At 66.9% G+C, this 11472-nt stretch carries 10 protein-coding genes and 1 tRNA gene; 9 read left to right on the forward strand and 2 right to left on the reverse strand.

What is annotated here, in order from left to right; all coding sequences use genetic code 11:
* Positions 1–106 precede the first annotated feature (106 nt).
* The 5 genes from tmk to QRN53_RS21320 all read left to right on the forward strand — a co-directional run bounded on the left by tmk (position 107) and on the right by QRN53_RS21320 (position 4557).
* Complete coding sequence (gene tmk / locus QRN53_RS21300; RefSeq protein ID WP_285245798.1) at positions 107–802, forward strand: dTMP kinase; 696 nt, start codon at positions 107–109, stop codon at positions 800–802.
* Positions 799–1962: a DNA polymerase III subunit delta' gene (locus tag QRN53_RS21305; RefSeq protein ID WP_285245799.1), complete on the forward strand. Its 1164-nt coding sequence runs from the start codon at positions 799–801 to the stop codon at positions 1960–1962. The genes tmk and QRN53_RS21305 overlap by 4 nt, the downstream gene beginning before the upstream one ends.
* A complete protein-coding gene (locus tag QRN53_RS21310; protein ID WP_285245800.1) occupies positions 1959–3527 on the forward strand; it encodes an alpha/beta hydrolase in 1569 nt (522 codons plus the stop codon). Before QRN53_RS21305 ends, QRN53_RS21310 begins: the two co-directional genes overlap by 4 nt.
* Positions 3528–3631: 104 nt before the next feature.
* A tRNA-Thr gene (locus QRN53_RS21315) sits at positions 3632–3704 on the forward strand.
* Positions 3705–3954: 250 nt separating this feature from the next.
* Entirely contained in the window at positions 3955–4557 is a 603-nt protein-coding gene (locus tag QRN53_RS21320; protein WP_285245801.1) for a hypothetical protein, read from the forward strand.
* A 104-nt stretch (positions 4558–4661) separates the two neighbouring features.
* On the opposite strand, the gene QRN53_RS21325 is transcribed toward QRN53_RS21320, so the two are convergent.
* Complete coding sequence (locus QRN53_RS21325) at positions 4662–5399, reverse strand: PspA/IM30 family protein (RefSeq protein WP_285245802.1); 738 nt, start codon at positions 5397–5399, stop codon at positions 4662–4664.
* 388 nt (positions 5400–5787) lie between these two features.
* Here QRN53_RS21325 and QRN53_RS21330 point away from each other — a divergent pair, with 388 nt between their 5' ends.
* Positions 5788–6711, forward strand: coding sequence for a polysaccharide deacetylase family protein (locus QRN53_RS21330; protein WP_285245803.1), 924 nt, complete (start codon positions 5788–5790; stop codon positions 6709–6711).
* Positions 6712–6834: 123 nt separating this feature from the next.
* Positions 6835–7473 (forward strand): hypothetical protein, encoded by a 639-nt coding sequence (locus tag QRN53_RS21335; protein WP_285245804.1) that lies wholly within the window; start codon positions 6835–6837, stop codon positions 7471–7473.
* A 16-nt stretch (positions 7474–7489) separates the two neighbouring features.
* Here the strand turns inward: QRN53_RS21335 and QRN53_RS21340 are convergent, their stop codons facing one another.
* Complete coding sequence (locus QRN53_RS21340) at positions 7490–8731, reverse strand: NAD(P)/FAD-dependent oxidoreductase (RefSeq protein WP_285245805.1); 1242 nt, start codon at positions 8729–8731, stop codon at positions 7490–7492.
* A gap of 135 nt (positions 8732–8866) precedes the next feature.
* Between QRN53_RS21340 and QRN53_RS21345 the strand changes: the two genes are divergently transcribed.
* Together QRN53_RS21345 and gad are read left to right on the forward strand one after the other, a co-directional pair.
* Positions 8867–9841: a hypothetical protein gene (locus QRN53_RS21345; RefSeq protein ID WP_285245806.1), complete on the forward strand. Its 975-nt coding sequence runs from the start codon at positions 8867–8869 to the stop codon at positions 9839–9841.
* 179 nt (positions 9842–10020) lie between these two features.
* Positions 10021–11421, forward strand: coding sequence for a glutamate decarboxylase (gene gad, locus QRN53_RS21350; protein WP_285245807.1), 1401 nt, complete (start codon positions 10021–10023; stop codon positions 11419–11421).
* Positions 11422–11472 lie beyond the last annotated feature (51 nt).

The raw sequence follows: 11472 nt of genomic DNA on the forward strand, positions 1-11472 counted from the left end.
CGACTGAAAGGCGTGCCGCTGTGCGGACGCCGGGCGTTCACCGGGCGTCCACACAGGGTGCGGCGGCGGGTCGGGAAATGTCGGCCCGGCTCGGTAGGCTTGGGAGGTGAGCAAACAAAGGGCGGGCGTATTCATCGCATTCGAAGGTGGCGATGGTGCCGGCAAGTCGACGCAGGCGGCCCGGCTTGCGGCTGAGCTGGAATCGCGGGGTTACACCGTACGCCGCACCCGTGAACCCGGTGGCACCCCCGTGGGCGAACAGCTGCGTTCCCTGGTCCTGGACCATGGCAACGGTGAGATCGACGCCCACACCGAGGCCCTTATTTTTGCCGCGTCCCGGGCTGCCCATGCCACCCAGGTCATCCGGCCGGCACTCAGCCGCGGCGAGATCGTACTGACCGACCGCTACATCGACTCTTCGGTTGCCTACCAAGGGGCAGGCCGCGACCTCGGCCAGGACGCCGTGAAGTCACTCAACGACTGGGCCACCTCGGGCCTGCAGCCTCACCTGACCGTCCTCCTGGATGTGGATCCGCGGCTTGGCCGCAGCCGCCGCACTGCCGGACAGGCGGCCGAGGACCGGCTGGAGTCCGAGGCTGATGACTTCCACACCAGGATCCGGAAGGCTTTCCTCGACCTCGCCGCCGGCCGCCCCGGGTCCTACCTGGTCCTGCCCGCAGAACTGCCGGTGGACGAACTCGCAGCGCAGATCCTGGCCCGGGTTGACGCCCTGCTGGCCGGCGGTCCGGGTTCTTCCCCCGCCGTGCCCTCCCAGCCCGGGCCGGACGGTGGCGGCTCGTGACGGTGTGGGGTGACCTCCAGGGCCAAACCGCCGTCGTCGAACAGCTGCGCCAGGCGGCAAGCGGCGAAGGGCTGACCCATGCCTGGCTGTTTACCGGGCCGCCAGGGTCCGGCCGCTCCAATGCGGCCAAGGCCTTTGCGGCCGCGCTGAACTGCGACCAGGAGGACGTGGGGCTGCGTGGCTGCGGCCAGTGCCAGGCCTGCCGGACCATCCTCGGGGAAACCCACTCGGACGTTACCTTCGTCCGCACGGAAAAGGTCACCATCACCATCGATGAGGCCCGCGAACTGGTGGCAACGGCCGGTAACCGGCCGTCTGCGGGGCGTTGGCGGATCATCGTGGTGGAGGACGCCGACCGGATGGCTGAGCGGACCACCAACGTGCTGCTGAAGGCCATCGAGGAGCCCACTCCGCGGACCGTATGGATGCTCTGCGCACCGTCCCCGGCCGACGTCCTGGTGACCATCCGGTCGCGCTGCCGCAGTGTTGCCTTGCGCCTGCCGCCCGCTTCTGAAGTTGCAGCCCTGCTGGTCAGGCGGGACGGCGTTGATCCTGACCTCGCCGAACGCGCGGCACGCGCGGCGCAAAGCCACGTGGGCATCGCCCGACGGCTGGCCCGCGACCCCGCCGCGAGGGAGCGCCGCCTGGAGACGGTGCGGTTCCCGCTCGGGCTGCGCGGCGTCACCGCCGCCGTGATGATGGCGGACAAACTGGTGAAGATCGCCACGGCGGAGGCCACCAGCTCAAACGAGGAGCGGGACGCCGCGGAAAAAGCCGCCCTCCTGGCAACGCTCGGCGCGCCCGAGTCCGGCACGCTTCCCCCTGCGATGCGCAGCCAGGTGAAACAGCTTGAGGACGACCAGAAACGGCGCGCCAAGCGTTCCATCACGGACTCATTGGACCGGACCCTCACCGACCTCCTGTCCTTCTACCGGGACGTGCTCATCATCCAGCTGGGGAACGCCGTGGAGCTGGTCAACGTTGAGCTCAGGAGTGAGCTGGAGGAGTTCGCCGCCCGCAGCACTCCTGAAGGCACGCTTGCCCGGATGGATGCCATCAACAAAGCCCGCGAACGCATCACCACCACCAACGTCGCCCCGCTGCTGACCCTCGAGTCCATGGCGGCCAGCCTGATCCAGCCCTCCAAGGAGACCCGATGACTGCCCGCCCCCTGCCCGCACGCCACAGGTCCCTGATGGCTGCCGTCCGCGCCGCGGGCGCCATGGCCCTGGTCATGGCCCTGGCCTCGTGCAGCCTCCTGAACGGCGGGGACAAGAACCCGCCGGAGGCCGCCACCGCCAAGGCTGACCCTTCGATCGTGGCGTCCGCGCCCGCCGGGTTGGAGAAGTTCTACTCGCAGGAAGTCGTCTGGCAGCCCTGCGAAGGCGAATTCCAGTGCGCCAAGGTGACCGTCCCGATGGACTACGCCAACCCGGCCGGCGACACCATCCAGATCGCAGCCCTGCGGGCTCCCAGCACCGGCAAGAAAACGGGCAGCCTCCTGGTCAATCCCGGCGGCCCGGGGGCTTCCGGTTATGACTTCCTGAAGGACGCCGCAGCGACGCACTTCTCGGCGGCCGTCCGCAATGCGTACGACCTCGTGGGCTTCGATCCCCGCGGCGTCAAACGCTCGGCTCCCGTTACCTGCATGACCGACGCCGAGCGCGATGCGGCTCGTGCCAAGACCTATGCCCTCGAAACCGATGCCGGACTGGCGGCGGCGCTGGCGGACAACAAGGCAATAGCCGCCCAGTGTGCCGCGCAAACCGGCCCGGTCCTGGCGCACATCGACACCGTCAGCGCCGCCAAGGACCTGGACGTACTGCGTGCGGTGGTCAATGACACCAAGCTGAACTACCTCGGATACTCGTACGGGACTTTCCTGGGTTCCACATACGCCTCACTGTTTCCGGACAACGTGGGCCGGATGGTCCTTGACGGCGCCCTCGACCCGTCCATCAGCAACGAGGACCTGACCAGCGGCCAGGCCCGCGCCTTCGAGAAAGCCATCCACACCTATGTCGCCAGCTGCCAGCGGCAGAGCCAGTGCCCGTTGACCGGCGACGTCGACTCCGGCGTGCAGCAGATCCGGGACCTCATCGATGCTGTCCAGCAGACACCCCGCACCGCCAAGGACGGGCGCCTGGTCAATGCAACGACGTTCGTCAGCGGCCTGATCACCCCGCTCTACAACGACCAGAGCTGGCCCGCGCTTACGCAGGCCTTGGACGCGGCCATGAAAGGTGACGTGAGCCTGGTGCTCCGCCTCGCCGACATCAGCGCCGACCGTTCGAGCGACGGCTCCTACACATCCAATTCCACCTTCGCCTTCAACGCGATCAACTGCCTTGATTACCCCATGGTGTCGGACACCGCCGGCATGCGTGCAGAGGAGAAGCGCCTGGAACAGGACTCCCCCACCTTTGGCTACTTCTTCGCATACGGCGGGACCAGCTGCGCGGACTGGCCGTACAAGAACGTCCGGACACCGCAGCCGGTGCAGTACTCCGGGAGTTCCCCGATCGTGGTCATCGGCACCACGGGCGACCCCGCCACTCCGGTGGATTGGGCTGCATCGCTGCGCAAGCAGCTCGGGAACGCCTCGCTGCTGACGTGGAAGGGTGAGGGGCACACCGCTTACGGCCGGGCCAACAGCTGCCTCGAAGATTCGGTGGACAACTACCTGGTGGGCGGCAAAGTTCCAGCCGACAACACCGTGTGCTGAACGCCTCAGGGGCTTCCGCTTGTCCCATTTTGACCGGGGCGCGGAGACTCTATTACAGTTGACTCTTGCATGAAGCGCCCGGTTCAGCCGGGGATTCGTGCGGTGCTTCCTTAGCTCAGTCGGTAGAGCGTTTCACTCGTAATGAAAAGGTCATCAGTTCGATTCTGATAGGAAGCTCGGGATAAACCCCGGACAGCCCCTTGTTTTAGGGGTTTCCGGGGTTTTTCGCTGGTTAAGCCGGTGGTACTGCCTGAGGGCAGGGCACGCTTATGGCACACATTCATCACCCCTCCTAGTTTGCATTTGTGAGTCAGGTGCGCTGCCAAGCTGGGCTACATCCCGTCAGCCGGCCCGGGGACGGTACCGGCGTTTGGCGCTGGAGGCGCCAGGCAAGACCGTTGTCCAGACGGATCGTCATCCTTCATGGTTGTTCACCGTCATGTCCTCGCCGTTCTCCCACGCGGTCATCTCGGCCAGCAGGACCTCGCGGTCCCGGCGGGCCAGCTCCAGGGAGTCCCGTGCCCAACTACCTGCCCAGCCACGAGAAACGAGCCTGACGATGGTTTACGACCGGGAACGGTTTGCACGCGAGGACGCCGTCTACGCCGAACACAAGAGGGCGGTCGCAGCCGGTGAGAAGCGCGTGCTCCGCAAGACCAGCACGGGTGAGCTGCACAGCTACCCGGCCGACGAGATCGGCTTCACACCCGGGAGCGGACAGGCCCAGGTCAGCACCTGGTGGGGCATGGGAATCCTGATGATGGTCATGGTTATCCTCCTGGCCGCCGGCGTGTGGCTCTTCCAGCGCCCTCTCTGGGAGGGGAACGGTCCGGAGTGGGGCGCCCTGTGGCTGATCGGTTTCGCCGGGTTCCTGACGCTCTATACATTCGTCCTCGCCCGTAACGAGTACCGGGCCACCCAGCTGCGCAAGCTCCGTGGGTCCCCGAAGCCGAACTCAAACGGCAGCGTCGACATCAACCTCCTGGAACTGGGCCAGAACCGCGGCGACCAGCCCGGCGCATCCCGATAGGGTTCGAACTGTTTTCAACCAGGAGAAGCAGTTCGGCCGCCCTGACGGCAGGCTTTACGACCCGAACAGCTTCGACGTGCGCACAACGGCTGCCTCACGGCCGGTCATGAGCCGTGGTGGTCGATGGCTTTCCGGTCCATGGACTTGAGCGCCGCCAGCCGCGCCTCCACTTCGGTCTGCTCTCCGAGGTCTTCGAGGGAGGCGAACTGGGCGTCCAGGGATGATGCGGCGAGTTCCTGCTGGCCGCGGACCGTGGCTTCCTGCCGCCGGATGTTCTCCTCGTACCGGCCGATGGCGGAGGTGGGATCACCGGCGTCGAGGGCGCGGAGGGCGTCGTTGACCTGCGACTGCGCGGCTGCAACCCGTGCCCGGTTGACGAGCTGGTTGCGCTTGGCCGTCAGCTCACTGAGCTTGCCGCGCATCTGGTCCAGCCCCTGTTTGAGCTTGTCAACGACTTCGTTCTGGGTGGCCAACGACGGTTCCTGGGCCTTGGCGGTGGCTTCGGCGGACATCTGCCGCTGCAAAGCGAGCCTGGCGAGGGCATCGAACTTGTCAGCATCCGAGTTGTTCCCGGCGGCCCGGAATTCGTCGGCCTTGCCGGATGCGGCGACCGCTTTGCGGCCCCAGGTGCCGGCGTCGTTGACGGTGCGGGCGTAGTCGTCCTCGGCCATCCGGAGGTTGCCGATGGTCTGGGCGACCGCTGCCTCGGCTTCGCGGATGTTCTCCGAGTAGTCCCGGACCATCTGGTCCAGCATCTTCTGCGGGTCTTCCGCGGAGTCCAGTAGGGCATTCAGGTTGGCCTTCGCGAGCTGGGCGACGCGGGCGAAAATACTCTGCTTCACACTGTCTTTCTATCGGTAGTGGACGGCGGATTCAACGTTTCCGCCACCGGCGAAAGCAGCCCACTCCAGTGCACTCCGGTCCGCCTGCCCACCAGGACTGTCAAACGCAGTTAGCAGTTCCCCCGGGGTGTGCGCCGGCTGAACCTTCACATTGGCGGGCGGCCATTCCCTGTGGGCTCCGTGTTCACGGAACCTGCAGGGAGGCACGGTATCATCCGATCATGACCCCCATCGTTCCGGCTGCAGTTCCGTGTGCCGTCGCACAGCCGGCAATGCCTTGCCCCACCCCATCCAGCACTCCCCGGCTCAGGGTCAACGGGGATCAGTCATGGGACGGCCTGAAGTCCCTGCGGGGTAACTAGTGGTGGAACCCCAGGGCGCACGCCACATGAGCCAGGACGGAAAAGGCCCCGGCCGCAGGACAGTCCTGCTGGCCGCGGTACTCACGCTTTCAGCGGCCGTCCCGGACCTCCAGCCCGACCGGAAGCGGTTGGCTGATGCCTCAGGAAGAGCCACCGACCCATCGGGCGTTCCCTCCCATGCTCCGGCGCGGATCATGGATGTGAACCCCGACGATTCGGCCCCCGTCCCCGCCTCAATGGCGTCCGCGCCGTCCACGCCGTCCCGGGCGGACGTTGTCGCCGCGTATGGAAAACACCAGGCCCGCTATTGGGGCCTGGAAGCCCCCGGTGTCGTGACAAAGCTTCCACCCGCGGCCCAGGGCATCGCCCTGACTTTCGACTTTTGCGGCGGACCCGGCGGCAGCGGCTACGACCAGGCGCTGCTCGACACCCTCCGCCAGAGGCACACCCCTGCCACGCTCTTCCTGAACTCGCGGTGGATTACCGCCAACCCCGCCACGGCACGGCAATTGGCAGCGGACCCGCTGTTCGAACTGGCCAACCACGGGACATCGCACAAGCCGCTGTCCACCACCGGAAACAACGCCTACGGGATCCCCGGCACCAGGAACGCCGGAGAAGTCTACGACGAGGTCATGCCCAACGACCTGACGCTGACGGGGATCACCGGCGCCCGCCCCCGCTACTTCCGACCCGGCACCGCCTATATGGACGACGTCGCTGTCGAGATCCTCCATGCCATGGGTGTCAGGCCAGCGGGCTTCAGCATCAACGGCGACGGCGGCGCAACCTATCCCGCCGCCGTCGTCGCCAAGGAAATCGGCAAGGCCAGGCCAGGTGACGTGGTGATCTGCCATGGCAACCACCCCAACGGCGGAACGGCTGAGGGCGTGGCCCACGCCCTGGACAAACTGCTGGCGGCAGGAATGTCCTTCACCCACCTGCCCTGATGTTCGCCGCCACGGGCGTTGGCGGCCCCACGGCTGATCCGATACGTTGGCAAGGACGCCCGAGTCCACCGGTTCGGCAGGCCGGCACGGGCAACGGTTGCACTCTGACGTTAGGATCCCCGGATGCCGGAACAGCACGAAATCCCAACCCTCGGCTGGGTCCCCGCTTGGGCCGAGCTGCTGGGCCGCTCCGCCGATCCGGCAGGCGCGGGCTTCATCCTGCACGACGGCCCCGGAAACCCCGCGGAAGGGCAGGAGTTCGTGGCAGGCTGGCCCGGCCCGGATTCTGACGAGCTGGCCCGCACGGCTGCTGGCAGTCCAGGGGCGCGCCTGAGCCTGATCGTCGCCCCGTCCGCAGCTGAGGTGCCCTCCCCGCCCGGGTTCTCCCCCGCCGCCGAAAAGATTCTGCTGAGCGCCACGACAGCGCAGCTGAACACGGGCATCGACCTGCCCGAGAATTCCCAGGTGGCCCTGGCACCCATGGACACCTACGACGCCGTCGAAATCACTGTCTTTGACCACCCGGTGGCCAGGGGCCGCATCCAGGTGCGCGACGAAGCCGCCGCCGTCGCCATCCTCGAAGTCCCCGAGGGCCCGGACAAAGAGGTCTTCACGCGTGCCCTGTTCGCGGCCATGGCTGAAGAAGCATTCCTGCATGGCGCCGCGGACCTGCACATGGTGGTTGAACCCGATGCAGCCGGCGCCTTCCAGGAGTCCGGCTGGACCACCGCGGGCCGCCTCCTGGCCTTCGCCTCGGTATAACGACGGCGGCCCGGGCCTAGTCCGGCCGTCCCACCACCACCTGCGCCGGGCTGTGCGTGAGGTAGCCATTGGCCCACGAGAACAAGGCCCGGACTTTCTGCTGGAACCCGGGCAGCAGGGCGAGGTGCACGGCAAGCCAGGACACGAAGGCCAGCGGACCCTGCAGTTGCAGGCGTTGGCGCCCCAGCTCCGCCACCGCGGCACCCCGGCCCACCATGGCCATGTATCCCTTGTCCCAGTAGCGGAAGGGCTCCCGCGCGCCGCCGGTCAGCTCCGCATGGATGTTGCGCGCCGCCCATTTGCCCGACTGCTGGGCAACAGAGCCGAGCTGCGGCAATTTATCGCCCGCGGCATCGGTGATGTTGGCAGAATCACCCAGCACGTAGACACCCTCGAAGCCGGCAACCGTCAGGTCGGGTTGGACGTCCACGCGTCCGCCCCGGCCTTGGTTCAGCCCGGACTCGGCAATAATCCGACCGGCCTGGAGCCCGCCGGCCCACACCACGATCCGGGCCGGAATAACTGTCCCGTCCTTGAGGGTCACGCCGTCAGGCCTGACCTCGCCCACCGCCTGGCCCATGTGCAGCTGGACTCCCAGTTTTGTCAGGCGGTCCCGCGCGTAGGCCTGGGATTTCTCCGAGAAGGCAGCCAGCACGTTGGGAACCATGTCCACCAAATGCACGTGGCAGCGTGCGGCCAGCCCCGGTGAGAAGTACTTTGGCACCAGGTATTTGACGTTCTCGGCCAGCGCCCCGGCGGTCTCAACGCCCGTTGGGCCGCCACCCACCACGATCACGTCGGCTCCGACCGCCGGATCACGGTCGGCCTCGTCAAGCACCTCCGTGATGGCTGCGCTGAGGCGGGTAGCGTCGGCCACCGAGTACAGCGGGTAGGCGTGTTCGTCAGCGCCTGGCGTGTTGAAGAAATTCGGCACCGCCCCGGTGGCGATCACCAGGGCCAGCGCGCGGTAGCTGGATCCATCCCGGGTTGTGACAGTGCGGTTGGCAGCATCGATGGCTGTCACCTCCGCCGTCAGGACCCGCACGCTGTTGATGCGGCGGAATTCGGATCGGAGCGGCCGGGTGACCGCCGAGACGCCAATCTGGGACGCCGCCACCTGGTAGAGCAGCGGCTGGAACTGCTGATAATTGTTCGTATCCAGCAGCAACACCCGGATACCCTTTCGGCCCAACTCCTCGGCAGCCGCTTTTCCGGCGAAACCGCCGCCAACCACAATCACCTGGTAAGAATCGTCCATTCGAGCAACATACCCCTCCCCGGTCACGAGTAACAGGGACCCCCCACCCATCGGCCGGTCCGGACGGACGGCGCCGTGGGGCCGGCGAGCACCGCACCCCCGGGACACGCAACAGCCGCCACCTATGATGGCGGCATGGAAGACGAAGCCCTGGCGGACATTGCGGACAGGCTCTACGCCGGGGACCTCGACGGCTTCATCACGGCACGGGCGACTGCCGCCAAGGAGGCGGCAGGGCAGGACAAGGAGCTGGCGGCGGCGGTCCGGGCGCTGGCAAAACCGTCCGTGGCCGCCTGGGCGGTGAACATGCTGACCCGGGAACGGCCTGACATCCTGGCCGGCCTTTCCGCGCTTGGGGAAAGAATGCGGTCCGCGCAGGAATCGCTGGATGCCGCAGGCCTCCGTTCCCTGGCCCGCGAGCGCCGCACCCTCCTGGCTGCCGCCGTCGACACCGCCCGGACTGTGGCAGCGGAGCAGGGGCGCCCCATCAGCGGACCCATGGCCGCGGACGTTGAGGAGACCCTGCGGGCGCTGACGGCAGATGAGGGAGCAGCCGCGGCCGTGGCGAGCGGCCGTCTGCTGAAGGTCCTCGCCGCCGACGGCGTCAACCCGGTTGACCTGGCCGGGGCGGTGGCCCTCCCCGGAAGGCTCCCCGCGGCGCCGTCCTTCCCCCGCTCAACGCCTCCCCCGGCAGCGCAGGACACACCGGGGGCAGGGACGCGGACGACGCCGGAACGCGCCTCCCAGCCCAAGCCCGCCAAGCCCCGCCTTGAGGCCGTGCGCCAGGCTCCCCGGCCGGCGTCGCCACCGGCGCTGGAACGCGCCAAGGCTGCCCATGCTGACGCCCGGGCTGCCGAGGAAGAAGCCTTTCGGCGTTCCGCAGACTTGCAAGCCGAAGCCGAGAACGCGCGGACCGAGATTTCGGAGCTGCAGCAGGAGACGGCCATGCTGCGGGACCGGCTCAAGGCCGCCGAGGAACGGCTGGAAATCGTCCGCAGGAAGCTGGCCGCCACCTCCGCCGAAGCCAAGCAGGCGTCGCGCGCCGCCGACAAAGCGAGCCGTGCCGCCATGCTGGCGCATGAACGCGTGCTTCGCCTGGGCAGCAAATAAACGAGGCGACAGCCAGTGCGGCGTACCGGCCATCCGGTGGCCCAGGTCCCGGCGGCGGCTGGTCCGCTTCGCAGCGCTTGGGCGACATGCAGCCGCAGGGACAGCCGCGGGCGCGGTTCCTTTGTAACGTGGACACCAGCCGTACTGCCCGGCGTTCACGAGCTCGAAGGAACCCTGCAATGACAAGGTCGCACCGGACACCGAAGCATGAACCCGAAACAAGCGTCGAGTTGAACCCCTTGTTCAGCCGGGCGGGGGAATCCACCCTCTTCCCGCGTTTCACCATGCCCGAGGGCGAATCATTGCCCTCCACCGCCTACCAGGTGGTCCATGACGAGGCGATGCTGGACGGCAACTCGCGGCTTAACCTGGCAACGTTCGTGGGGACCTGGATGGAACGGGAGGCCTCACAGCTCTACGCGGAAACCTTCGACAAGAACATGATCGACAAGGACGAATACCCGCAGACAGCGCTCATCGAAACCCGTTGCTGGCGGATGCTTGCCGACCTGTGGAACGCGCCGGACCCGGCGAAGACCGTTGGCACCTCCACCATTGGCTCCTCCGAGGCGTGCATGCTCGGCGGCCTCGCCCTGAAGCGCCGCTGGCAGCACCGCCGCCGGGCAGCAGGAAAACCGACTGACAAGCCCAACATCGTGCTCAGTTCAGCAGTCCAGGTCTGCTGGGAGAAATTCTGCAACTACTGGGAAGTGGAAGCGCGCTACGTTCCCGTCTCGTCGGAACACCCCAAGCTGGACGGCCACGACCTGGACCGGTATGTGGATGAGAACACCATTGGGGTTGTGGCCATCATGGGTGTGACGTACACCGGTGCCTACGAATCCGTGGAGGGAATCTCCGCCGCCCTGGACGCCATCCAGGCCAGCAGCGGCCTGGACGTCCCCATCCATGTGGACGGAGCATCCGGAGCCATGATCGCGCCGTTCCTGCAACCGGACCTTGCTTGGGACTTCCGGCTTCCCCGCGTGGCCTCGATCAACACCTCAGGCCACAAATACGGGCTGGTGTACCCGGGACTCGGCTGGATCGTGTGGCGGGACGAGGAAGCGCTGCCGGAGGACCTCATCTTCCATGTCAGCTATTTGGGCGGCGACATGCCCACCTTCGCCTTGAACTTTTCCCGGCCGGGCGCCCAGGTGCTGCTGCAGTACTACCTTTTCCTTCGGCTTGGATTTGCCGGCTACAAGTCCGTGCAGGCCACCTCCCGGGACGTTGCGCTCTACCTCTCCGGGGAGATCGGGGCCATGGAAGCCTTCACCCTCTGGAGCGACGGCTCCGACATCCCGGTCTTTGCCTGGCAACTCGCCGACGGCCATACCAAGAACTGGAACCTGCACCACTTGTCCGAGCGGCTCCGGATGAACGGATGGCTTGTCCCCGCCTATCCGCTGCCCGAGGGACTCAGCGACACCACGGTCCAACGGATCGTGGTCCGCAACGGTTTCACCCGCGACCTCGCCGCCAGCTTCCTGGACGACCTCAAGAAAGAGGTCGCCTACCTGGACGCACTGACTGCGCCCATGCCCTCCGAGGGGCAGACGCCCGCCTTCCACCACTAGATGATTAAGTCCTATTGGATTTAGTGGTCGTAGGCGATTAGGGAGCGTTTG

Origin of the sequence: Pseudarthrobacter sp. fls2-241-R2A-127 (assembly GCF_030209355.1) — a bacterium.
In the GTDB taxonomy this organism is placed as follows: Bacteria; Actinomycetota; Actinomycetes; order Actinomycetales; family Micrococcaceae; genus Arthrobacter.